Origin of the sequence: Microbacterium sp. M, assembly GCF_045181065.1 — a bacterium.
In the GTDB taxonomy this organism is placed as follows: domain Bacteria; phylum Actinomycetota; class Actinomycetes; order Actinomycetales; family Microbacteriaceae; genus Microbacterium.
In genome coordinates, this window is sequence record NZ_CP173721.1 from 2,987,691 (window position 1) to 3,011,148 (window position 23,458).

17 protein-coding genes and 1 tRNA gene are annotated in these 23,458 nt (G+C 67.1%); 6 read left to right on the plus strand and 12 right to left on the minus strand.

Annotated elements, in window-relative coordinates; all coding sequences use genetic code 11:
* Positions 1–49: 49 nt before the first annotated feature.
* From ACI7YT_RS14735 to ACI7YT_RS14750, 4 genes are read left to right on the plus strand one after another with little or no spacing between them, the layout of a single operon-like run.
* Complete coding sequence (locus ACI7YT_RS14735) at positions 50–1,000, plus strand: D-2-hydroxyacid dehydrogenase (RefSeq protein ID WP_406246443.1); 951 nt, start codon at positions 50–52, stop codon at positions 998–1,000.
* A 31-nt stretch (positions 1,001–1,031) separates the two neighbouring features.
* Positions 1,032–2,228 carry a mandelate racemase/muconate lactonizing enzyme family protein gene (locus tag ACI7YT_RS14740; protein ID WP_406246445.1) on the plus strand — a complete coding sequence of 399 codons (1,197 nt, stop codon included), beginning with the start codon at positions 1,032–1,034 and terminating at the stop codon, positions 2,226–2,228.
* A 40-nt stretch (positions 2,229–2,268) separates the two neighbouring features.
* Positions 2,269–2,622: an ArsR/SmtB family transcription factor gene (locus ACI7YT_RS14745; RefSeq protein ID WP_406246446.1), complete on the plus strand. Its 354-nt coding sequence runs from the start codon at positions 2,269–2,271 to the stop codon at positions 2,620–2,622.
* Positions 2,619–3,272, plus strand: coding sequence for a cation diffusion facilitator family transporter (locus ACI7YT_RS14750; protein WP_406246448.1), 654 nt, complete (start codon positions 2,619–2,621; stop codon positions 3,270–3,272). The genes ACI7YT_RS14745 and ACI7YT_RS14750 overlap by 4 nt, the downstream gene beginning before the upstream one ends.
* Positions 3,273–3,279: 7 nt before the next feature.
* Here the strand turns inward: ACI7YT_RS14750 and ACI7YT_RS14755 are convergent, their stop codons facing one another.
* The 3 genes from ACI7YT_RS14755 to ACI7YT_RS14765 form a co-directional block, all read right to left on the minus strand.
* Positions 3,280–3,897: a hypothetical protein gene (locus ACI7YT_RS14755; protein ID WP_406246450.1), complete on the minus strand. Its 618-nt coding sequence runs from the start codon at positions 3,895–3,897 to the stop codon at positions 3,280–3,282.
* Positions 3,898–3,977: 80 nt separating this feature from the next.
* A tRNA-Tyr gene (locus ACI7YT_RS14760) sits at positions 3,978–4,059 on the minus strand.
* An 86-nt stretch (positions 4,060–4,145) separates the two neighbouring features.
* Complete coding sequence (locus ACI7YT_RS14765) at positions 4,146–5,069, minus strand: carbohydrate kinase family protein (RefSeq protein WP_406246451.1); 924 nt, start codon at positions 5,067–5,069, stop codon at positions 4,146–4,148.
* 71 nt (positions 5,070–5,140) lie between these two features.
* On the opposite strand from ACI7YT_RS14765, the gene ACI7YT_RS14770 reads away from it, so the two are divergent.
* Positions 5,141–5,788 carry a hypothetical protein gene (locus ACI7YT_RS14770; protein WP_406246452.1) on the plus strand — a complete coding sequence of 216 codons (648 nt, stop codon included), beginning with the start codon at positions 5,141–5,143 and terminating at the stop codon, positions 5,786–5,788.
* 172 nt (positions 5,789–5,960) lie between these two features.
* Here the strand turns inward: ACI7YT_RS14770 and rpoC are convergent, their stop codons facing one another.
* The 6 genes from rpoC to ACI7YT_RS14800 all read right to left on the minus strand — a co-directional run bounded on the left by rpoC (position 5,961) and on the right by ACI7YT_RS14800 (position 19,018).
* Positions 5,961–9,836 carry a DNA-directed RNA polymerase subunit beta' gene (rpoC, locus tag ACI7YT_RS14775; protein ID WP_406246454.1) on the minus strand — a complete coding sequence of 1,292 codons (3,876 nt, stop codon included), beginning with the start codon at positions 9,834–9,836 and terminating at the stop codon, positions 5,961–5,963.
* Positions 9,837–9,885: 49 nt separating this feature from the next.
* Positions 9,886–13,383 carry a DNA-directed RNA polymerase subunit beta gene (locus ACI7YT_RS14780; protein ID WP_406246455.1) on the minus strand — a complete coding sequence of 1,166 codons (3,498 nt, stop codon included), beginning with the start codon at positions 13,381–13,383 and terminating at the stop codon, positions 9,886–9,888.
* A gap of 213 nt (positions 13,384–13,596) precedes the next feature.
* Complete coding sequence (locus ACI7YT_RS14785) at positions 13,597–15,315, minus strand: ABC transporter ATP-binding protein (RefSeq protein ID WP_406246457.1); 1,719 nt, start codon at positions 15,313–15,315, stop codon at positions 13,597–13,599.
* A gap of 5 nt (positions 15,316–15,320) precedes the next feature.
* Positions 15,321–16,271, minus strand: coding sequence for an ABC transporter permease (locus ACI7YT_RS14790; RefSeq protein ID WP_406246459.1), 951 nt, complete (start codon positions 16,269–16,271; stop codon positions 15,321–15,323).
* A complete protein-coding gene (locus ACI7YT_RS14795) occupies positions 16,268–17,272 on the minus strand; it encodes an ABC transporter permease (protein ID WP_406246461.1) in 1,005 nt (334 codons plus the stop codon). The genes ACI7YT_RS14790 and ACI7YT_RS14795 overlap by 4 nt, the downstream gene beginning before the upstream one ends.
* A 72-nt stretch (positions 17,273–17,344) precedes the next feature.
* Entirely contained in the window at positions 17,345–19,018 is a 1,674-nt protein-coding gene (locus ACI7YT_RS14800) for an ABC transporter substrate-binding protein (protein ID WP_406246463.1), read from the minus strand.
* 191 nt (positions 19,019–19,209) lie between these two features.
* On the opposite strand from ACI7YT_RS14800, the gene ACI7YT_RS14805 reads away from it, so the two are divergent.
* Positions 19,210–20,106 carry a TIGR01777 family oxidoreductase gene (locus tag ACI7YT_RS14805; RefSeq protein ID WP_406246465.1) on the plus strand — a complete coding sequence of 299 codons (897 nt, stop codon included), beginning with the start codon at positions 19,210–19,212 and terminating at the stop codon, positions 20,104–20,106.
* 78 nt (positions 20,107–20,184) lie between these two features.
* On the opposite strand, the gene ACI7YT_RS14810 is transcribed toward ACI7YT_RS14805, so the two are convergent.
* From ACI7YT_RS14810 to ACI7YT_RS14820, 3 genes are read right to left on the minus strand one after another with little or no spacing between them, the layout of a single operon-like run.
* Positions 20,185–21,651, minus strand: coding sequence for a glycoside hydrolase family 3 protein (locus ACI7YT_RS14810; RefSeq protein ID WP_406246466.1), 1,467 nt, complete (start codon positions 21,649–21,651; stop codon positions 20,185–20,187).
* A complete protein-coding gene (locus ACI7YT_RS14815) occupies positions 21,648–22,481 on the minus strand; it encodes a carbohydrate ABC transporter permease (RefSeq protein WP_406246467.1) in 834 nt (277 codons plus the stop codon). The genes ACI7YT_RS14810 and ACI7YT_RS14815 overlap by 4 nt, the downstream gene beginning before the upstream one ends.
* Complete coding sequence (locus ACI7YT_RS14820) at positions 22,478–23,455, minus strand: carbohydrate ABC transporter permease (protein WP_406246469.1); 978 nt, start codon at positions 23,453–23,455, stop codon at positions 22,478–22,480. Before ACI7YT_RS14820 ends, ACI7YT_RS14815 begins: the two co-directional genes overlap by 4 nt.
* Positions 23,456–23,458 lie beyond the last annotated feature (3 nt).

A 23,458-nucleotide genomic window follows, 5' to 3' on the forward strand; every position in this document is an offset into this window, starting at 1 on the left:
GCCGACTAGCATAGTCATCAGATATCTAATTTCTTACGATCGGAGCCGCATGCGCGTCGGGATCACCGCCCACCTCGATGACGCCGCCATGGATCTCTGTCGACGCGCATTCGCGACGGACACGCTCTACAGGGCGGATCGAACAGGCGGAGCTCCGGCATGGGACGAATCGTTCGCCGCATGCGAGGTGATGTTCGGCACGATCCCCGCGGCGTGGATTCCGCGGCTCGCGGCACTGCGCTGGCTGCAACTGGAGTCCGTCGGCTACGAGTACTACCGCGATGCGTCGGCGCTGATCCGGCAGCGCGACATCCGTGTGACCAATCTCGAGGGCCAGTTCGCGCATCCCGCAGCTGAGACCGTGATCGCCGGCATCCTGAGCCTCACGCGAGGCCTCGACGAGCTGTCCATCGCACGACAGGAGAGGCGTTGGCGGAGCCTGGAGATCCGTCCGACGACGTCTCTGCTCGCACGAAGCACGGCAGTCGTCCTCGGAGCCGGATCCATCGGCCGACAGGTCCGCCAGGTTCTCGAGGCGTTCGGATGCCGGGTCCTCACGTTCGCCCGCCGCTCTCTGCTCGCCGAATTGCATGGAACGGAGCAGCTCGACGTCGTGCTGCCCGAGTGCGATCTGGTCATCGGATGTCTGCCGAGCACGCCCGCGACCCGTATGCTGCTCCACCGCGACAGAATCGCGGCGCTGCCGCCGACGGCGATCGTCGCGAACGTGGGGCGTGGATCGCTGATCGACGAAGACGCACTGGCCGAAGCGCTGAATTCCGGTCGACTCGGTGGTGCCGTCCTCGATGTCACGCACGAGGAGCCTCTGCCTGTCGATCATCCGCTCTGGACGACGCCGCGCACCATCCTCACGCAGCACACCGGCGGAGGGCACCGGGAGGAACTGATCGACAAGGCGCGCTTCTTCGCCGCGAATGCCGAACGCTTCCGCGCCGGCGAGCAGCTGCGCGGGCTCGTCGACTGCCAGCTCGAATACTGAGTCCTGCCGCGAGCAGGAGATGGAGGAGACGATGGCGACCATCGCACGGGTACGGCCGATCCTGTTGAGCGCTCCCTACGGCGACCCGCAGCACAGCATGGAGAACCTGCTGCATCTGCCGTCCGGCCTGCGTACGGCCGGCTTCGTAGAGATCACGTTGAGCGACGGCACGACCGGGATCGGCGAAGGCTACGTGGCCGTCTTCGCCCCCGAGGTGTTCCGCAGCATCATCGAGCTGCTCGGTCCGGCACTGGTCGGGAGGGATGCCGGTGACATCGCCGCGAGATTCGATGATCTCGTCACCGCCACCGGTTACTGGAGCTTGCAGGGAGCAGCGAGGCACGCGATCAGCGCCATCGAGATCGCGTTGCAGGACTGCGCAGCGAAAGCCACCGGAGTGCCGCTCTGGCGGCACCTCGGCGGCACAGAGACTCCGATGCTGCGCGCATACGCCAGCGGGGGCGACTCCCGCACTCCCGCCTCGATGCAGCGCGAGATCGACACCGTGGCCGCCCTCGGCATCGACGTCTTCAAGATCCGGGCACGCACCCATCAGCTCGACAAGGTCTCCTGGAGTCTGGCGTCGGCCGCGGCATCCGGAATCGAGATCGCGATCGACATGACCCAGAATCTCGTCACACCATCACAGACCCCTGAGGATGTTCTGGCCTTCATCGATCGCGTGGCAGTCGCGACAGGGACGCTCCCCGCCTTCCTCGAAGAGGTGCTCGGCCCGGACCAGATCCATCGACTGCCCGAACTCGCCGCCCGAACGGAGGTCGCGATCGCCGGCGGCGAGATCGTGACGACGGATGCCGAACTCTGCGAGCGCGTCCGCCGGAACGCCTATGACATCGTCCAACCGGACGCGACCGTCATCGGCGGCCTCGGTTCGGTGCTGAACGTTTTCGCCGCCGCCCGCGCGGCAGAGACCGAGGTGTACGTGCACTGCTGGGGCGCGGGTGTCGGCGTGCTCGCGAACTACCATGTCGCGGCTGCCGGCGGCGCGTCGGTCGTCGAGTGGCCGCTGCCCGAATATGCCTTGCGCTCCCGACTGCTGGATGGCGCCGTCACGATCGCCGACGGTGCGATCGCCCTCGCGGACCGCCCAGGACTCGGGATCGAGATCACTCCGGAACTCGAGCGGGAGTTCCGGTTCCGCGAGGAGGCCGTATATGAGTGCATCGTCGATCCGGCTGTCGCTGCGCTGTCGTGGAACTCGGATTGAGGCGATGTCGATCGTACAGCCTTCGCTGTACTGTTAAGCCATGCTCACCCTCGACTCCGCAGCAGACGTGATGACACGGGTCGGACGCGCCATGTCCGACCGCACACGCGCACGCATGCTCACACGCCTGCTCGATGGCGGGATGCACCCGGCGGATCTCGCACGGGAGCTGGATCTCACCAAGCAGAACGTCTCCAACCATCTCGCGTGTCTCCGCGGATGCGGACTCGTCGTCGCCGAGCCACGGGGACGGCAGACGTTCTACGAGGTGGTCGATCCGCACCTCGGCGCCGCGATCCGCGAGCTGCTGCGCGTCACACTCGCGGTCGCTGACAACGAGCCGTGCTGCGACGCGTCCTGCACGGTGGCGGGATGCTGCGAGCGGACCGCATGACCGCCCTCACCGACAGCCGACGGCACGTGCTCCACCGCCGCATCCGCCTCATCGTCGGCATCACGATCGGGTACAACCTGATCGAGGCGATCGTGGCGCTGTCCGCAGGAGCCGCCGCTTCGTCTGCGGCGCTGCTCGGCTTCGGCCTCGACTCCACGATCGAGGTGCTGTCGGCGGCCGCCGTGGCCTGGCAGTTCACGCGACGGGACCCGGAGCGCTGGGAGAAGCCGACCCTGCGCGTCATCGCCGTCGCATTCTTCGCCCTCGCCGCCTGGGTGGCGGTCAGCGCGGTCCTCACGCTCTCCGGCATCTGGGACGAACCATCGCATTCACCGCTCGGCATCGGGGTCGCGGTGGTCAGCGTCATCGTCATGCCGTTCCTATCGCTGTGGGAACGGCGCACGGGGCGGGAGCTCGGTTCGGCGAGCGCCGTCGCGGACTCGAAGCAGACCATGATCTGCACCTATCTCAGCGCAGCGGTACTGATCGGCCTTCTGCTCAACCTGTGGTTCGGATGGTGGTGGGCTGACGCGCTCGCGGCCCTCGTGATCGCGGGCTTCGCCATCCATGAGGGCATCGAAGCCTGGCGAGGAGACGCGTGCGCGACGTCCGTCGGCATGCTGCTCGAGGACGACGAGCACGACGACTAGCGCGAACTCAGTTCACGATGCTCGGATCGAGCGCCTCGACGATGACCGGAGCATCCTCGGCCAGCGAGCCGACCTGCCAGATGCGCACGCGCGAGCCGACGGCCGGGACCTGGGTCTGCAGCAGCGTGACGTCACCGGCATCCGGAGTGTTGCGGAACCAGCGCGCGCGGATGCCGAATCCTGCCGAATCCGCGACGGTCAGCGTGAACGCCGACACTCCCCCGTGCTCCGTGAGACTCACCTGCCGGTCCGCGACCCGGCCTTCGGACGCCGTGGCCCGCTCCCGCGTGTCGGCCCATCGCTGCGCCAGCACGACCTCCGTGCGCGCACGCCGGGCCGAATCCGCGAACGCCACAGCGAAGCCGACGACGACGAACCCCGGCATGAACGTGAAGATCAGGGTGAACCACCACGGCGAATCCCCGGACCACAGGTGGAACAGCAGGATGCCGGTGGCGATCGCCCCCACTCCGACGAGCAGCCAGACGACGATCCGGCCCCAGGCGCTGATGCGGATCGGGAGGCCGATCCGCTCGGGCGCCGCCGAATCGTCGAGCGTTCGGACAAGGTGCACGACGTGCCCGATCGGCGCTTCCCCCTGGTCGACCACGCGGCCCCCTCCCACGGGGATCAATCTACCCACCTGAGATTGCCGGTCGATGAACGACGAAGGGCCCCGCTGCGCGGAGCCCTTCGGAGAAAACGTGGCGAGTGAGGGATTCGAACCCCCGAATGCAATGCAGTCTGATTTACAGTCAGATCCCTTTGGCCGCTTGGGTAACTCGCCAATGCACCCCCGTCCGGCTTGTCCAGCCAACCGGGGGCGCGAAAATCCATCATACCTGCGCGAGGCGAGCGGGCGAAATCGAGGGATCAGGTGCTCAGGCTCGCGCCGTCGCGGGCGGTCAGCGACTCAGGCGTTCGCAGCAGACCGCCTTCGGACCGACACGTCGCAGCGGCGACCGCCATGGCCCTGTCGAGCAGTACCTGCCAGCCGGCCGCTCCATCGGGTGCCCCCTCGATCAAGCCCGCAGCGACAGCCGCGAGCGTCGCATCGCCGGCGCCGACGGTGTCGACGACTGCCCCGGGGAGCACGGCGATCGGAGCGTGGAGCGTCCCGGCTTCCGATTCGAGCGCGGCACCATCCGAACCGGCCGTCGCGAGCACCGCTCGCGCGCCGAGCCCGCGCAGACGTCCGCGCAGCGCGTCGAGATCGCCGTCGTACAGCAGCACCGCATCATCGGCGCCGACCTTGATGATCTCGGCATCCGGGACCAGGGATTCGAACCCTGTGACGAACGCGTCACGGTCGCTCAGCATCCCGGACCGCGGATTCGGGTCGATCGCGACCCGTGCTCCGCGCAGCGCGGTGCGCAGTGCGTCGACTTCGGCGGGGACGTCGAACGGGAAGCAGCTGATCGCGACGAGCGATGCCTGGGCGATCGCCTCCTGCGCCGCCTCGTCGTAGCGGATCGTCCGCTGCTGCGCTGCACGATTGAAGACGTAGCTGGGCTCGCCGTCCGCCGACCGCGTGACGATCGCGCGCGACGAGCCGTACGGTGCCGGCGTCTCGATCAGCCGCACGTCGTGGTCGCCGAGGTATTCGCGGATGTGCGCACCGGCTTCGTCGTCGCCCACCATGGCGATCAGCGACGTCGCCACCCCGAGCCGCCGCAGCCCGACTGCCACGTTCAAGGCGGCGCCGCCGACCAGTTCGCGGATGCCGGCATCGTCGCGGATCTCGTCGATCAGTGCGTCCCCGATCACGACGACGCGTCCTGTCCTCACTGCACTCACGTGACGAACCTACCGCGTCGGCAACCGCGCGCCGATGCCGCGTCGCGCACGCCCCGCGATACCGTGACGTCATGAACGCGCGCACCACCCCGATCGCCGCGGCCCTTCTGCTGACGGTTCTGCTCGCCGGCTGCTCTCCGGCCGGCCCGTCGACGGGCGAAGACCCGGCCCCTGAAGAAACGACAGCATCCGAGGAATCGGCGAGCCCGTCAGCCACCCCCGGCCCGATCCGCACGCCGCCGACGATCACGATGCCGACGGACTGCCGCGCCATCCTGTCCGATCCGATCCTGGACCTGCTCGCCGACGTCCCGCTTAACGACAAGGCCTTCGCGCCGACCGGCGTCCAGGACGACGGCTCGCTGATCTGCGCCTGGGGCGATCCGAAGGCCGACACCACCGGACTCGTGACGACCATCTCGGTCGTCCCTCGCGAAGAGGCGATGGCGGACCTCAACGATCTCGCGGATGAGGACGGCTTCACCTGCTACCAGCCGGATGCCGGAGTCCGCTGCGAGAAGACGTGGGAGAACAAGGAGTATCCGGTCACCGACGGACGCACGCTCTACTGGCGCGACGACGTGCTGATCGACACGAAGTACTCGAACCTGGCTCCTCCCGGATACACCGCCGACATCGCCCTGCACCTGTTCGGCACGTCCACTCCGGCGCCGACCCCGACGAGCACGCCCACGCCTACGAGCACGCCGGCGGCCTGACGAGCGGATGCCGCGGCATCCGAGGCTCCTCCTCGAACGACGAAGGCCCCGATCCCTTGCGGGATCGGGGCCTTGTCAGTGAATCAGCTCGGCTCAGTTATGTCGCGACTTCGTCGCTCTACAACCTCAATCGGCTTGGCCGGACGAGCAAGCTCGCCGGCTCTCGCCTCAATCAGTTGTAGGTGCCGGGCGTGATGTCATCGGTCGAGAACGCGTCGAAGTCGACGTAACCGAAGTCGCCGTCGGCGTACGCACCGTCGGATGCGAAGATCCGGTTCGGGTAGCGCTCGCTCTTGGCCTCCTCGGTGGCCTCCACCGTGATGTTGCGGTACTTGGACAGACCCGTACCGGCGGGGATGAGCTTACCGATGATGACGTTCTCCTTGAGACCGACCAGCGGGTCGCGCTTGCCCTCCATGGCGGCCTGCGTGAGAACGCGGGTCGTCTCCTGGAAGGAAGCGGCCGACAGCCAGGACTCCGTGGCGAGCGACGCCTTGGTGATACCCATCAGCTCCGGGCGACCGGAAGCGGGGCGCTTGCCCTCGCCGACGGTCTCACGGTTGATGTTCTGGTAGCGCTTGAGGTCCACCATCTCACCCGGCAGCAGCGTGGTGTCGCCGTGGTCGACCACGGTGACCTTCCGCAGCATCTGGCGCACGATGACCTCGATGTGCTTGTCGTGGATCGGCACACCCTGCGAACGGTAGACGCCCTGGACGCCGCCGACGAGGTAACGCTGCACCTCGCGAGCACCCAGTACGCGCATGACCTCCTTGGGGTCGAGCGTGCCGACCTGCAGGGGCTGACCGACCGTGACGTGCTGGCCGTCCTCGACGAGAAGCGTTGCACGCTTCAGCACCGGGTAGACCACTGCCTCGTCGCCGTTGTCGGGCGTGAGGATGACCTTCTTGGCCTTGTCCGTCTCGTCGATCGTGATGCGACCGTCGGCCTCGGCGATCGGGGACGCGCCCTTGGGGGTACGCGCCTCGAACAGCTCCTGCACACGGGGCAGACCCTGGGTGATGTCATCCGCCGACGCCGAACCACCGGTGTGGAACGTACGCATCGTCAGCTGGGTACCGGGCTCACCGATCGACTGTGCCGCGATGATGCCGACGGCCTCGCCGATGTCCACGGTCTTGCCGGTCGCGAGCGAACGGCCGTAGCACTGCGCGCAGACGCCGACAGCCGAGTCGCAGGTCAGGACCGAGCGGACCTTGATGGCCTCGACGCCGAGCCCGACGAGCTTGTCGATCAGGACGTCTCCGACGTCCTCACCGGCGGTCGCGACGACCTCGCCCTTCGCGTCGACGACGTCGGAGGCGAGCGTACGGGCGAACACGGAGTTCTCCACGTTCGCGTCGCGCACCAGCTCGCCGGCCGAGTTCGCAGCGGCGATCGGGAGCTCGAGGCCCTTCGTCGTGCCGCAGTCCTCTTCGCGGATGATGACGTCCTGCGAGACATCCACCAGACGACGGGTCAGGTAACCCGAGTCGGCGGTACGCAGAGCGGTGTCGGCCAGACCCTTACGGGTACCGTGCGTGGCGATGAAGTACTCCGCGACCGAGAGCCCCTCGCGGTACGAGGAGATGATCGGGCGAGGGATGATCTCACCCTTCGGGTTGTTCACCAGGCCTCGCATACCCGCGATGTTGCGGATCTGCAGCCAGTTACCACGAGCACCCGAGGACACCATGCGGTTGATGGTGTTGTCCTCCGGGAAGTTCGCCCGCATCGCGGCCTGAACCTCGTCGGTCGCCTCGGTCCAGATCTTGATGAGCTCCTGACGACGCTCGGCGTCGGTGGTGAGACCCTTCTCGTACTGGGACTGGACCTTCGCGGCCTGCTTCTCGTAGCCCGCGACGATCTCGGCCTTGTTCGGCGGCGTGAGGATGTCGCTCAGAGCGACGGTCACACCCGAGCGCGTGGCCCAGTAGAAACCGGCGTTCTTGATGCGGTCCAGCGTGGCAGCCGTCTCGACCTTGGGGTACTCCTCGGCCAGCTTGTTGACGATCTGCGACAGCTTGCCCTTGTCGGCCTGCTCGCGGACGAACGGGTAGCCCTTGGGGAGCGTGTCGTTGAAGATCGCCTGACCGAGCGAGGCGTCCACGAGACCGTGACGCTCGTAGCCCTCGGGGGCTTCGCCCTCGAGGAAGGTCAGACCCGGGATGCGGATGCGGACCTTCGCCTGCAGGTCGAGGGAGCCCTCGTCCTTCGCGAGCAGCGCCTCGGCCACGGAGCCGAACGCGCGACCCTCACCGGCAGCGCCCTCCTTGACCGTGGTCAGGTGGTGCAGACCGATGATCATGTCCTGCGAGGGCAGGGTGACCGGACGGCCGTCCGACGGCTTCAGGATGTTGTTCGACGCGAGCATCAGCACGCGGGCCTCGGCCTGAGCCTCGACCGACAGCGGCAGGTGCACAGCCATCTGGTCGCCGTCGAAGTCCGCGTTGAAGGCGGCGCAGACGAGCGGGTGCAGCTGGATGGCCTTGCCCTCGACGAGCTGGGGCTCGAACGCCTGGATGCCGAGACGGTGCAGGGTGGGTGCACGGTTCAGCAGCACGGGGCGCTCGCGGATGATCTCCTCGAGCACGTCCCAGACCTCGGGACGCGTGCGCTCGACGGCGCGCTTGGCCGCCTTGATGTTCTGCGAGTGACCGAGGTCGATCAGACGCTTGATCACGAACGGCTTGAACAGCTCGAGAGCCATCTGCTTGGGCAGACCGCACTGGTGCAGGTTCAGCTGCGGGCCGACGACGATGACCGAACGGCCCGAGTAGTCGACGCGCTTTCCGAGCAGGTTCTGGCGGAAGCGACCCTGCTTTCCCTTGAGCATGTCGCTCAGGGACTTCAGGGCGCGGTTGCCGGTACCCGTGACGGGGCGACCGCGGCGGCCGTTGTCGAACAGTGCGTCGACGGCCTCCTGCAGCATGCGCTTCTCGTTGTTGACGATGATCTCGGGGGCACCGAGGTCGATCAGACGACGAAGACGGTTGTTGCGGTTGATCACGCGGCGGTACAGGTCATTCAGGTCGCTGGTCGCGAAGCGGCCACCGTCCAGCTGCACCATCGGACGAAGCTCCGGCGGGATCACCGGGACGACGTCCAGAACCATCGCGGCCGGGCTCATACCGGTCTCGAGGAACGAGCTGACGACCTTCAGGCGCTTGATCGCACGGATCTTGCGCTGGCCCTTGCCCTCGGAGATCTGCAGACGCAGGTTCTCCGCCTCGGCGGCCAGGTCGAAGTCGCGCAGACGGCGCTGGATCGACTCGGCGCCCATGTAGGCCTCGAAGTACTGACCGAACCGGTCCTGCAGCTCGTGGAAGACGTCATCCTCGGGGCGGAGTGCGCCGACCTCGAGCGTGCGGAAGTCCTCCCACACGCGCTCGAGCTTGGCGATCTGCTCGTCGGTGCCCTTGCGGACGAGGCCCATCTCCTTCTCGGCGGCGTCCTTGACCTTCTTCTTGGCGTCGGCCTTGGCGCCCTCAGCCTCCAGGGCTGCGAGCTCCTCCTCCAGCTTGGCCAGGCGCGCTGCGATCTTGGAGTCGCGGCGGTCTGCGAGCGTCTTCAGCTCGAGGCGGATGTTGTTCTCCTGCGTGGCCAGGTCGCGGTGACGAGCATCCTCGTCGACCGAGATGACCATGTAGGCCGCGAAGTAGATGACCTTCTCGAGGTCCTTGGGCGCCATGTCCAGCAGGTATCCGAGGCGCGACGGGACGCCCTTGAAGTACCAGATGTGCGTGACGGGCGCCGCCAGCTCGATGTGGCCCATGCGCTCACGGCGGACGGAGCTCTTGGTGACCTCCACGCCGCAGCGCTCGCAGACGATGCCCTTGAAGCGGACTCGCTTGTACTTGCCGCAGGCGCACTCCCAGTCGCGGCTGGGTCCGAAGATCTGCTCGCCGAAGAGGCCGTCCTTCTCGGGCTTGAGCGTGCGGTAGTTGATGGTTTCGGGCTTCTTGACCTCACCGTACGACCATCCGCGGATGTCGTCTGCGGTGGCGAGGCCGATGCGAAGCTCATCGAAGGTTGTTGCGTCGAGCACTAGTTCTCCTGTGTCGAAATACTTAAGGAATCAGGGGATCTGACGAGATTCAGATCTCGTCGATCGAAGCGGACTCGAAGCGGCTGGAGATGTTGATTCCCAGCTCCTCAGCTGCACGGAAGGCCTCGTCGTCGGTGTCGCGGAGGTTGACCGCCGTGCCGTCGGCCGAGAGGACCTCGACGTTCAGGCAGAGCGACTGCATCTCCTTCATGAGCACCTTGAACGACTCCGGGATGCCGGGCTCCTGGATGTTCTCGCCCTTGACGATGGCCTCGTACACCTTGACGCGGCCGAGGATGTCGTCGGACTTGATCGTGAGGAGCTCCTGCAGCGCGTACGCGGCACCGTAGGCCTCGAGGGCCCACACCTCCATCTCACCGAAGCGCTGGCCGCCGAACTGCGCCTTACCACCGAGCGGCTGCTGGGTGATCATCGAGTACGGACCGGTCGAACGCGCGTGGATCTTGTCGTCGACGAGGTGGTGCAGCTTCAGGATGTACATGTAGCCCACCGAGATCGGCATCGGGAAAGGCTCACCCGAGCGACCGTCGAACAGCTGCGTCTTGCCGCTGGAATCGATCAGGCGCACGCCGTCACGAGTCGGCAGCGTCGAGTCGAGCAGACCCGCGATCTCCTGCTCCGCGGCACCGTCGAACACCGGGGTGGCGACCTTCGTGCCAGGCTCGGCCTCGAAGGCGTCCTTCGGCAGGTTCACTGCCCACTCCGGAGTGCCCTCGACCTTCCAGCCCTGCTTGGCGATCCACCCGAGGTGGGTCTCCAGCACCTGGCCGAAGTTCATTCGACCCGGGATTCCGAGCGGGTTCAGCACGATGTCGACCGGGGTTCCGTCCGAAAGGAACGGCATGTCCTCGATCGGGAGGATCTTCGCGATGACGCCCTTGTTGCCGTGGCGGCCGGCGAGCTTGTCGCCCTCGGTGATCTTGCGCTTCTGGGCGATGTAGACCACGACACGGCGGTTGACGCCGCTGCCGAGCTCGTCGTCGCCGTCCTCGGCGTTGAACTCCTTGACCGCGATGATCGTGCCCTGCTCGCCGTGGGGCACCTTCAGCGACGTGTCGCGGACCTCGCGGCTCTTCTCGTTGAAGATCGCGCGCAGCAGTCGCTCCTCGGCGCTGAGCTCGGTCTCGCCCTTCGGCGTGACCTTGCCGACCAGAATGTCGCCGGGGCGGACCTCGGCACCGATGCGGATGATGCCGCGCTCGTCCAGGTCCTTCAGCAGCTCCGGGCTGACGTTGGGGAGGTCACGGGTGATCTCCTCCTTGCCGAGCTTGGTGTCGCGGGCGTCGACCTCGTACTCCTCGATGTGGATCGACGAGAGGGTGTCGTCCTTCACCAGATCCTGGCTCAGGATGATGGCGTCCTCGAAGTTGTAGCCCTCCCACGTCATGAACGCGACGAGGAGGTTCTTTCCGAGGGCCAGTTCACCGTTCTCGGTCGCGGGGCCATCAGCGATGACCTCGCCCTTCTCCACGCGCTCACCGGCGGAGACGACGACCTTCTGGTTGTACGACGTGCCCTGGTTGGAGCGGTCGAACTTGCGCAGGTAGTACTCCTGCGTCCCGCCTTCGTCGAGCATGACGACGACGCGATCCGCGGAGACCTCCGTGACGACACCGGCCTTGTCGGCGGTGAGGACGTCACCGGCATCGATGGCCGCGAAGCCCTCCATACCGGTTCCGACCAGCGGCGAGTCGCTGCGCAGCAGCGGCACGGCCTGACGCTGCATGTTGGCACCCATGAGGGCGCGCTGGGCGTCGTCGTGCTCGAGGAACGGCACGAGCGAGGTCGCGACCGACACCATCTGGCGCGGCGAGACGTCCATGAAGCCGATCTCCTCGGGGTGGAACAGGTCCACCTCGCCGTCGCGGCCTCGGCGGGCGAGAACGCGCTCGTCGGCGAAGTGACCGTCCTTCTTCAGGATGGCGTTCGCCTGTGCGACGACGTGCTCGGCCTCTTCGGATGCCGTGAGGTACACGATCTCTTCCGTCACGCGACCGTCGACGACCTTGCGGTACGGGGTCTCGATGAATCCGAACGAGTTGATGCGCGCGAAGGTCGCGAGCGAGCCGATCAGACCGATGTTCGGGCCTTCAGGCGTCTCGATGGGGCACATGCGGCCGTAGTGCGACGGGTGGACGTCACGGACCTCGACACCGGCGCGGTCACGCGAGAGACCACCGGGGCCCAGGGCCGACAGGCGACGCTTGTGGGTCAGACCCGCGAGCGGGTTGTTCTGGTCCATGAACTGCGACAGCTGCGAGGTTCCGAAGAACTCCTTGATCGCTGCGACGACGGGACGCACGTTGATCAGGGTCTGCGGCGTGATGGCCTCGATGTCCTGCGTGGTCATGCGCTCGCGAACGACGCGCTCCATGCGGGACAGACCCGTGCGGACCTGGTTCTGGATCAGTTCGCCGACCGCGCGGATGCGACGGTTGCCGAAGTTGTCGATGTCATCGGTGGCCAGACGGATCTCGGCCTTCTTGCCGGCGCGGATGCCCTCGAAGGACTCGTCGCCGCGGTGCAGGCGGACGAGGTACTTGATGGTCGCGACGATGTCGTCGACGGTCAGGACCGACTCGTTCAGCGCGGCATCCAGTCCGAGTTTCTGGTTGATCTTGTAACGACCGACCTTCGCCAGGTCGTAGCGCTTGGAGTTGAAGTAGAAGTTGTCCAGCAGCGCGCGGGCGGCCTCGGCGGCGACCTGCTCGCCCGGACGGAGCTTCCGGTAGATGTCGCGCAGTGCGTCTTCCTTGGTGAGGATCGTGTCCTTCGCCAGGGTCTCCTCGATGGAGGGGAAGCCGGCGAACTCGGCGAGGATGTCCTCGCTCGACAGGCCGAGGGCCTTGAGGAACACCGTGACGGACTGCTTGCGCTTGCGGTCGATGCGCACGCCGACCTGGTCGCGCTTGTCGATCTCGAACTCGAGCCATGCGCCGCGGCTGGGGATGACGCGAGCGGAGACGATGTCCTTGTCGCTGGTCTTGTCGGGCGTCTTGTCGAAGTAGACGCCGGGCGAGCGGACCAGCTGGGAGACGACGACACGCTCGGTGCCGTTGATGATGAACGTTCCCTTGCCGGTCTGGAGCGGGAAGTCGCCCATGAAGACCGTCTGGGTCTTGATCTCACCGGTCTGGTGGTTCATGAACTCGGCCTCGACGTACAGCGGGGCGGCATACGTCTTGCCGCGCTCCTTGCACTCGTCGATCGAGTACTTCTCAGGCTCGAGGTACGGGTTCGTGAAGCTCAGCTGCATGGTTTCGCTGAGGTCTTCGATCGGAGAGATCTCCTCGAAGATCTCCTCGAGTCCGGAGACCTCGTTGACGTCCTTGCGCCCGGCCTCGCGGGCCTCGGCGACGCGGGCCTTCCAGGCCTCGTTGCCGACGAGCCAGTCGAACGACTCGGTCTGCAGCGCGAGAAGGTCGGGGACCGTCAGCGTGTCGGAGATCTTCGCGAACGAGAGGCGGGATGCTCCGCGTCCGTTCTTGGTGGTGGTGGATGTGGATGCGTTGCGAGCAGCAGCCAAGGGAATAACCTCCGTGAGCCCCGCAGGGCTTCTCGATTCCTTTGTCGTCAGGTGGAGTGCGTTCGAGAGCTCAACATCTGCCGACCACCATATGAGGGCAGGGAGATACGAACGCAAAGATCAACTATACGTCGGATTTCACGACATGTCCAGTCAGGTCCTTGACCAATTTCGGATGCTGCGGTAAAAGCCCCGGAGATGGCCCCGTCCGGCTCACGACGCGATGTTCAGCTCGTTCCCCGGGATCGACGCGAGCAGCCGCCTCGTGTACGGATCGCGCGGATTGGTGAAGATCTCCTCGGAGCTCGCGGCCTCCACCAGCGCACCGTCCTTCATGACGCAGACGTAGTCGCTGATCAGCCGCACCACGGCGAGATCGTGCGAGATGAACAGGTAGCTCAGGCCGTACTCGCGCTGCAGGTCGCCCAGCAGCGTCAGGATCTGATCCTGCACGAGAACGTCGAGGGCGGACACCGGCTCGTCGCACACGACGAGGTCAGGCGACAGCGCGAGAGCGCGGGCGATCGCGACGCGCTGCCGCTGGCCCCCGGACAGCTCGGACGGGTAGCGCCGCAGCATCGACTGCGGCAGCGCGACGTCGTCGAGGAGCTTGCGCACGCGCGCACGGCGCTCCGAGCGGCTCCCCCGCTTGTAGAAGTCCAGTGGCTCCCCGATCAGCCGCTCGATCGTGAACATCGGGTTCAGGCTCGAGTACGGGTCCTGGAAGATCGGCTGGACGCGCTGCCGGAACGAGCGGGACTCGGCGCGGCTCATGCTCGCGATGTCCTGGCCGTCGAACCGGATCGTGCCGCTGGTCGGCTCGACCACCTTCAGCAGCATCCGCGCCGTCGTGGTCTTGCCCGACCCCGACTCCCCCACGATCGCCACCGTCTCGCCGCGCGGGATCGCGAGCGAGACGTCGTTCACGGCGACGAAATCCTCGCGTCGCCCTCGCACGGGATAGACCTTCGTCAGATTCTCGATCTCGACGATGTAGTCGGATGCCGGGGCTGCCGCTGCTTCGTCGAGAACACGTTTCGACTCGCCTTCGGCTCGCTCGACGAGCGAGGGGGTCTCGGCTCGCTCGACGAGCGAAGGGGCAGCCTGCGGGATCAGCCGCACGGCCGCGACCGACGGGGCGGCCTTCACCAACGACTGCGTGTACGGATGCTGCGGGTTCTCGAGGATCTGCATCGCAGGCCCCTGCTCGACGACCTTCCCCCTGTGCATCACGATCACGCGCTCCGCGCGCTCTGCGGCCAGCCCGAGGTCGTGCGTGATCAGCAGCACGGCCGTGCCGAGCTCACGGGTCATCGTGCCGATCTGGTCGAGGATCGTCTGCTGCACGGTCACATCCAGCGCGCTCGTCGGCTCGTCGGCGATCAGGAGCCGCGGCTTGCACGCGAGCCCGATCGCGATCAGTGCTCGCTGGCGCATCCCGCCGGAGAACTCGTGCGGATACTGCTTCGCCCGCCGCTCCGGCTCGGGAAGGCCGGCGGATGTGAGCGCTTCGACGACCTTGGCCGACACGTTCTGCCGGTTGGCGAGGCCGTGCACCAGCAGGGTCTCGGCGACCTGTGTGCCGATCTTCGCCACCGGATTGAGGTTGGACATCGGATCCTGCGGTACGAGCCCGATGTGCCGCCCGCGGATCGTGCGCATCTCGTGCTCCGGCGCGTGCGCGATCTCCCGACCGTCCAGGCGGATGCTGCCCGCGGTGACGCGACCGCCGCCGGCGAGCAGTCCGATGATCGCCATCGCCGTCGTCGACTTGCCCGAACCGGATTCACCGACGATCGCGACGGTCTGGCCGGCGGCGATCTCGAGGTCGACGCCTTCGACGGCGTGCACGACCCCGTCCATGGTGGTGAAGTCGACGGTGAGCCCCTCGACCTGCAGCAGCGGCTGCGCATTCATGCTGGTGTCCTTCATGGCACTCACCGTGCCCTCGTCCGGGGGTCCATCGCTTCTCGCAGCGCCTCACCGAACAGCGTGAAGCCGAGCGCGGTGACCGCGATGCAGATGCCGGGGAGGAACGCCAGCCACGGAGCGATGGCCAGTTCGGCCTGCGCGTATGTCAGCATCCGGCCCCATTCCGCCGTCTCCGGTCGTCCGCCGCCGAGGCCGAGGAACGACAGCGCGGCGGCATCGATGACGGCGGTCGCCAGCGTCAGCGTCCCCTGCACGATCACGGGGCCGATCGAGTTCGGCAGCACGTGCGACATCGTGATCGAGCCGCGCCCGAGCCCGAGCGTCTGCGCCGAGAGCACGTAGTCGCTGGAGCGCTGCTGCAGCATCGACGCGCGCAGCAGGCGAGCGAAGATCGGCACCTGAGAGGCGCCGATGGCGATCATCACGGCGTACGGGGTCTGGCCGAGGATCGCCGCGATCGAAACGGCGAGCAGCAGGTTCGGCACCGACAGGATGATGTCGACGATGCGCATGATCAGCGTGTCGACCCAGCCGCCGAACGTTCCGGCGATCAGGCCGAGCACCATTCCGCCGACGAGACCGAGCGCGGTGGAGACGACACCCACCATGAGCGACGCCTGCGCGCCCCAGATGAGCTTCGACAGCACGTCGCCGCCGAAGCGGTCCAGACCCAGCGGGAACTGCGGCAGCTCCCCCGGACCGGGGATGTGCGTCGGGGTGATGTACTTCGCGCCGGGGAGCGCCGTCTCGGGATACGGCGCCAGCAGCGGTGCGAACGCGGCGACGAGCAGGAACAGCAGCACGATCGCCGCGCCGATCCATGCCGTCGGGTTGCCCCTCAGCCGGCGGAACACGTCCTGCCAGAAGCCGCCGCTGCTCTTCAGCCCCTCTTGCGAGACCGCGACGGTGTCGATGATCCCGGCGCCCTGCGCCGGAGGAAGGATGGGCGAAGTCATTGGACCCTCACTCTCGGGTCGATCACGCTGTAGGAGACGTCCACCGCGAGGTTGATCAGTGCGTAGGCGATCGCGATGAAGATGATGAATCCCTGCAGCACGGGGAAGTCACGGGTGAAGATCGCCCTCGCCAGGAACGATCCGATCCCCGGGAACGCGAACACGGTCTCGGTGAGGACGGCGCCCGCGATGAGCAGCCCCGCCTGCAACCCGATCGTGGTGATCACCGGCAGCATCGCATTGCGCAGGATGAACCGATTGCGCAACGTGCCCGGCGCGACGCCTTTGGCCCGGCCTGTCCGCACGTAGTCGGCGTTCTGCACTTCCAGGACGCTGGCCCTGGTGATGCGCACGATGATCGCCAGCGGAATGGTCCCGAGCGCAAGAGCCGGGAGGATCAGGTGCAGGATGGCGTCCCATGAGGCATCCAGCTCTCCCGTGATGATGCCGTCCCACACATAGAAGCCGGTGGGATGAGTCGCGTCTATGCGCGGATTCTGTCTGCCGTCCGCCGGCAGCCAGCCCAGTTGCACTGCGAAGACGTACTTGAGGATGAAGGCCAGGAAGAACACCGGGATGGTGATGCCGACCAGGCTCAGCACGACCGAGGCGTGGTCTGTGAACTTTCCGTGTCGACGGGCGGCCCAGTAGCCGAGGGGGATGCCGATGCCGATCGCGATGATCAACGCGGCCACGGAGAGCTCCAGGGTCGCGGGGAAGCGCCGCAGGAACTCCTCGGTGACGGGTCGGTTCGTCTGGATCGACGTCCCGAAGTCGCCCTGCAGGAGTCGCCCGATCCACGTGAAGTACTGCTGGATCAGCGGCTCGTCGAACCCGTAGAGCTCGTTGACGCGTTCGATGGCCTCCGGCGTCGCCTTCTCGCCGAGGAGGGCGACCGCGGGGCCGCCGGGGAGGGCCCTGACCCAGGCGAAGAGCAGGATGCTCAGCCCGAACAGGGTGGGAATGAGTAGCAGCAGTCGCCTGCCGATGGTGCGCAGCACGGATATGTCTCCGGATTCCGGGTGCGTCCGGCCTCCGTCGTGCGAGGCACGACGGAGGCCGGACGCAGATGGTCACTCGGTCAGGACGATGTCCGTGAAGACCTCGTCGTTCACCGGGCTGGCGGGATAGCTCTCGACCCGGGGGTCGAATGCCAGGGTCGGAGCGGGGTGCGCGAGCGGAACACCGGGGATGAACTGCGCGACATCCTCGTTGATCTCCTCGTACAGCGGTGTCTGCTCCTCGAGGCTCGAGATGCCTCGCGCTTCGGTGAGCTTCTGGAACAGCTCGGGGTTGTCGAAGCCCCACTCCGAACTCTGCGCTCCGAAGAAGACGCCGACGAAGTTGTCGGTGTCGTTGTAGTCACCGGTCCAGCCGAGAAGGTGGATGCCGTGGTCCGCCGTCCCCGTCGTGCGGTCGAGGTACTCGACCCACTCCTCCGACACAGGCGTCGTCTCGACGCCCACCTCGGCGAGCTGCGACGAGAGCACGGTGAAGATCTGCTCGGGGTCCGGCATGTAGGGCCGCGACACGTTCACCGGATAATTGAACGTCAGTTTCAGCGGGTTGGCTTCGGTGTAACCCGCCTCCTCCAGCAGCTGCTTGGCCATGTCGGGGTCGTAATCGTAGGTCGTGACGTCATCGTTGTATCCGTTGACCGTGTCCGGCATGAACTGGGTCGCCCTCTCGGTGCCCTCGGGGAGCACCTGCGTGATCAGGGCGTCCTTGTCGATCGCGTGCGACAGAGCCTGGCGGACCTTGATGTCCTGCAGCTCGGGGATGGCCTGGTTGAACGCGAGATACAGGATCGTGAACGGCGGACGCGACACCATCGTGAACCCGTCCTCGTCGAGAGCAGCCGTGTCGGCCGGACCGACCAGGTCGTAGCCGTCGATGTCGCCGGCCTCGAGCGACTGACGGCGTGCCGTCGGGTCGTCGATCGTGCGGAAGATGATCTCCTCGATCTGGCCCTTGTCACCCCAGTAGTCGTCGTAGCCGGTCAGCGTGACCTGCTCACCCGGCGCCCACTCCTCGAACTGGAACGGGCCGGTGCCGGCCGGATGCCCCATGGCGTACTCCGACATCTGCGGAGCGTCGGCGGTGCCGCCGACCTCGTCGGCGCCGAACTCGGCCATCGCGGTCGGGCTCTGCATGGCGAACGCCGGGAGCGAGAGCGCCGGGATGAAGCCGGCGAACGGCTTGTTCAGCGTGATCGTCGCGGTGAACTCGTCATCGGCCGAGCACGACTTGTAGACGGCATCAGCCGCGTTGGAGGCGTAGCCGTGGAACAGCTTGGCGTAGTAGTAGCCGAACGCCTCGCTGGCGGCCAGACCGGTCCAGTTGTACCAGCGGTCGAAGTTGACGCACACGGCCTCGGCGTTGAACGGCGTGCCGTCGTGGAACGTCACGCCCTCCTTGAGCGTGAAGGTGTGCGACATGCCGTCCTCGGCGGAATCCCACGACTCGGCGAGCAGGGGCGCGGGGTCTGCCGTTCCCGGCTCGGTTCCGACGAGGCCCTCGAAGATCTGCCGCGAGACGCGGAAGGTCTCGCCGTCCTGCGCGAAGGCGGGATCGAGGCTCGCCGGGTCGGAGGATGCCGCGAAGATGAAGGTCGAATCGACTTCCGCTGATCCCTCGCCCGTGTCGTCGCCGCGTTCGCTGGCGACGCATCCCGCGAGCAGCAGTGCCGCGACTGCTGTGCCGGTGACGGCGAGGATTCCCCGTCGTCGCAGAGGTGTGTGGTGCATGGGTGATGCCCTTCCCTGTATAGCGCTTCGTTGCGCGCACCGGGAGCGTCGTCGCTCTCGGATACGGTGATCCTTCGACGCTACCCAGCCCGCTTCAGGAATCCAATCCCACACGCGTTGCGATCCGGTATCAGCTGTGTAACGAGCGCAACACATGATGCTCTCCGCCGGGGGGAAGCTAGATTCGAGGCATGCGGATCCTCCTCGTCGGTGCATCGGGTCTGATCGGCTCTGCCACGGCATCCCTCGCCAGGAACGGGCACGACGTGCGCACCCTCGTGCGGCGGGATCCGGTCGATGCGAGCGAGCATCGCTGGGATCCGGCGTCCGGCTCGGCTCTCGCCGAGCCCATCGCCTGGGCGGATGCCGTGATCAGCCTGTCGGGCGCGAGCCTGTCGCATCTGCCGTGGACCGCGCGGTATCGCGACGTGATCCTGCGCAGTCGCGTGGACACGACCGCTGCCATCGCGGACGCGATCGCGCAGTCCGACCGCCCGCCCGCGGCGTGGGTCTCGGGATCGGCCGTCGGATTCTACGGAGACCGCCCCGGCGAGGAGCTCGACGAGGATGCCGGTCGAGGGCGGGGCTTCCTCGCGGACGTCGTATCGGCCTGGGAGGACGCCACCGGGCCGGCCGCGGCGCGCACGCGCGTCGTGCACGCCCGCACCGGACTGGTCCTCGCCGCAGGCGGGGCGCTCACGCCTCTGATGCTGACCACGCGTCTCGGCCTCGGGGCGACCGTCGGCAACGGAAGGCAGCACTGGCCGTGGATCGCCCTGGAGGACGAGTCGCGAGCGCTGCTGCATCTCGCGACGGCGTCGCAGCTCTCGGGTCCCGTGAATCTCGTCGCGCCGGCGGCTGCCACGTCTCGACAGGTCACGACCGCGCTGGCGCGGGCCCTGCACCGCCCGCATGTCTTCCGACTGCCCGCGTTCGCGTTGCGCACGGGGATGGGACGGGCCGCCGAGGAGCTGCTGCTGGCGGATCAGCGTGCCGTGCCGAGGCGGCTGCTCGAGGACGGTTTCGCGTTCCGCCATGCGACGCCGGATGCCGCGATCGCCGCGACTCTCGGTTCCCCCGCTCGTTGAGCGCGCGGCCTTCCCCCGCCCCTTGAGCGAGCGGACCTCCCCCCGCTCGTCGAGCGAGCGGAGCGAGACGACACGCCGTCAGCGCAGGAGGAGGTCGTGGACGACCTCGGCGGAGATCCGGCTCGCGGCCGCCGCATCGACGAACGGCAGCGGCAGTTCGCCCCGGACGGGCAGCCCGACGTTCACGACGACCGCGCCGATGTCGAGACCCGCGACCCGCTCGATGAGTCCCCTCTGGGCCTGGTCGACCTCCGGCCGGTCGACGAGCAGCACGACGCGCCCGCCGTCCGCACGCGCGGCATCGAGGCCGGCATCCTGTTCGGCATCCGATGCTCGATCGAGGTCAAGACGCACGCGGAACCCGTCGCCGGCGAGCGCCGCAGCGACGTAACCGGCGGCGCTGTCGACGGCGAGGGTCGAGCGCCGTCTGGCGTCGACGACCGCAAGGGCGGAGGTCTCGGCATCCGCGTCTCCGACCACGTGCAGTGCGCGGCGCACGATCTCGGCCGCATCGTATGGTTCGTCGGCCGGGGGCGTCGCGGCGCGCAGCTTGGCCGCCAGCGCGAGCACGCGATCCCTCGCCTGTTCGACGCGCTCTCGCGACAGCGACCCGTCGCGCAGCGCGGCGATGATCGCCTCACGAGCTGTGAAGAAGTCGCGTTCGTCCTGATCCGGGAGCGCCGCGGCGCCGGGATTCGTCGGATTCCCGATGCACAGCAGGTCGGCACCCGCGGCCAGCGCCTGCACCGCTCCCCCGCCGATGCCGACGCTCTCGCGGACAGCGGCCATGTCGAGCGCATCCGTGATGATGACGCCGTCGAAGCCGAGCTCGCGCAGTCTTCCGAGCACGAGCGGGTTCAGCGTCGCCGGCTGGTCGCCCCACGCGGGGACGACGATGTGGGCGGTCATGATCGTGTCGACGTCCGCAGCGATGGCAGCGCGGAACGGCTCCAGATGCACCGCCTCGATCTCGGCTGTGTCCAGCGCGATCACCGGCAGCGCGTGGTGCGAATCCAGGTGCGTGTCACCGTGCCCTGGAAAGTGCTTCACGCACGCCGCGACGCCGCCGGACTGGATGCCGTCGACGGTGGCAGCGACGTGGCGCGAGACGAGCGCAGCATCCGATCCGAACGAGCGCACTCCGATGACCGGGTTCCGCGGATCGGTGTTGACGTCGGCCACCGGTCCGAGGATGACGTCGACACCCGCGGCCCGTGCGCGCCTGGCCAGCTCGGTGCCGGTGCGGCGGCTCGCGTCGACGTCGTCGACGGCTCCGAGCTGCGCGGCACCGGGGAGAGTCGATCCGGTCGCGGCCTCGAGGCGCGTGACGCTGCCGCCCTCTTCGTCGATGCCGATGAGGGCGTCGGGGTTCGCCGTGTGCACGGCGGCGCTCAACTCCGGCAGCCGCTCCGACATGTTCTGGCCGAAGTACACGACGCCGGCGAGTCCGTCGCGGAGCTCCGCGAGGAGCCACTCCGGTGCCTCGGTGCCGAAGAAGCCGGGCCAGAGGACGGAGTTCGCGAGTCGGGTGATCTCGTCGCTCATCCCTTCACTGCTCCGGACACGAGGCCCGACGAGAGCCGTCGCTGAACGATGACGAAGAAGATCATGACCGGGATCGTGATGATCGTCGAGGCCGCCATGATGCTGCCCCAGTCGTTCGAGTGCAGCCCGAAGAACGACTTCAGGCCGATCGCGACGGTGTACTGGTCGCTGGCGCCGCCCAGCATCGTCATGGCGAAGATGAACTCGTTCCATGCCGTGATGAAGCTGAACACGCTCGTCGCGACGAGGCCGGGCATCACCAGCGGGAGCAGGACGGAACGGAACATCCGCCACCAGCTCGCGCCGTCGATGTAGGCCGCCTCCTCGAGCTCCACCGGCACGGCCGCGACGAATCCCCGAAGCATCCAGATGCCGAAGGCGAGCGACAGCGCGATGTAGACGATGACCAGGCCCAGCAGGGTGTTCAGCAGGCCGAAGCTCTTCACCTGCAGGAACAGCGGAATCACGAGCGCCTCGAGCGGAACCATCTGCACGACGAGGATCATCATGAGGATCGTGGTGCGGAACTTGAACCGGAACCGGGCGACGGCCACCGCGGCGAGCAGGCACACCAGGGCGCTGACCAGCACGGTCGCGATGGCGACGATCGCGGAGTTGCGCAGGTACACCGCGAATCCGCCGTCGGTGAGGACGTAGGCGAAGTTGTCCCAGGTGAACTCCTGCGGGAGGAAGGACTGCCCGCCGCTGGATGCCTGCGCATCGAACGCGCTGGAGATCATCCAGTACACGGGGAATAGGGTGAAGATCAGCACCGCCGCGATGGCGACGCCTGTGCCGAGGCGGGAGAGGACGGACGGACGGGTGCTCACAGTTCGTCCTCCTTCATGAGCGAGCGGATGTACACGATCGTGATGCCGATCAGCACGAGCGTCAGCAGCACGGCCAGCGCGGCACCGAAGCCGTAGCGGTTCTGTCCGAACGACTCCACGTACGACCACACGCCGAGGTTCAGGACGGTGCGGTTGGATCCGGAGCCGCCGGGCATCAGATAGACCTGCGCGAAGACCTTGAAGTCCCAGATCGTGGACAGGATGATCACGACGGAGAAGACCGGACGCAGCGTCGGGAAGATGATCTGCCAGAACCGGCGCCACGCGCCGGCACCGTCGAGAGCGGCGGCCTCGAGCATCTCCTTCGAGACGCCGAGGAGTCCGGCCAGCACCGTGACCGCGACGAACGGGAAGCCGTGGTGCACGACGTTCAGCAGCACGATGGCGTAGAACGACCACTGGTTCGTGAACCAGTTGACCGGGCCGTCGATGAGGCCCAGATCCAGCAGCATGGCGTTGAAGATGCCCTTGTCGGCATCGAAGATGAAGGTCCAGACGTACGTGCCCGTCACGGCGGGCATCGCCCACGCGATCATGATGCAGCTGGAGACGATCGTTCGCCAGAGCGTGCTGAGGCGAGCGAGCAGCAGGGCGACGAGCGTGCCGAGCGCGACGGTCGTGAAGACCGCGACGGCGGCGAACCCGACCGTGTTCGGCAGGACGACGCTCCACAGCGTGGAGTTCGTCAGCGCCTCGATGTAGTTCTCGAAGCCGATGAAGTTCGGCTCACCGGTATTGATCTCACGGAGGCCGTAGTCCTGCAGCGAGTACAGGAACACCTGCACCAGCGGCCAGAGCATGAGTCCGGCCAGGATGATGAGGCCCGGTGCCAGCAGCACCCAGGGTCGCGCCTTCGCCCAGGTGAGGACTCGGCTCTTTCGGCCACCGGCCACGGAGGCGGGGGTCTGGCCCGCCTCCGTGGTGGTCGGCACTGGTGCTTGCACCATCGACATGAA

Coding starts and splice junctions, on each gene's coding strand:
- ACI7YT_RS14735 (WP_406246443.1), top strand. CDS start 50: ATGCGCGTCGGGATCACCGCCCACCTCGATGACGCCGCCATGGATCTC.
- ACI7YT_RS14820 (WP_406246469.1), bottom strand. CDS start 23,455: ATGTCGATGGTGCAAGCACCAGTGCCGACCACCACGGAGGCGGGCCAG.
- ACI7YT_RS14805 (WP_406246465.1), top strand. CDS start 19,210: ATGCGGATCCTCCTCGTCGGTGCATCGGGTCTGATCGGCTCTGCCACG.
- ACI7YT_RS14800 (WP_406246463.1), bottom strand. CDS start 19,018: ATGCACCACACACCTCTGCGACGACGGGGAATCCTCGCCGTCACCGGC.
- ACI7YT_RS14790 (WP_406246459.1), bottom strand. CDS start 16,271: ATGACTTCGCCCATCCTTCCTCCGGCGCAGGGCGCCGGGATCATCGAC.
- ACI7YT_RS14750 (WP_406246448.1), top strand. CDS start 2,619: ATGACCGCCCTCACCGACAGCCGACGGCACGTGCTCCACCGCCGCATC.
- ACI7YT_RS14745 (WP_406246446.1), top strand. CDS start 2,269: ATGCTCACCCTCGACTCCGCAGCAGACGTGATGACACGGGTCGGACGC.
- ACI7YT_RS14770 (WP_406246452.1), top strand. CDS start 5,141: ATGAACGCGCGCACCACCCCGATCGCCGCGGCCCTTCTGCTGACGGTT.
- ACI7YT_RS14785 (WP_406246457.1), bottom strand. CDS start 15,315: ATGAAGGACACCAGCATGAATGCGCAGCCGCTGCTGCAGGTCGAGGGG.
- ACI7YT_RS14740 (WP_406246445.1), top strand. CDS start 1,032: ATGGCGACCATCGCACGGGTACGGCCGATCCTGTTGAGCGCTCCCTAC.
- ACI7YT_RS14810 (WP_406246466.1), bottom strand. CDS start 21,651: ATGAGCGACGAGATCACCCGACTCGCGAACTCCGTCCTCTGGCCCGGC.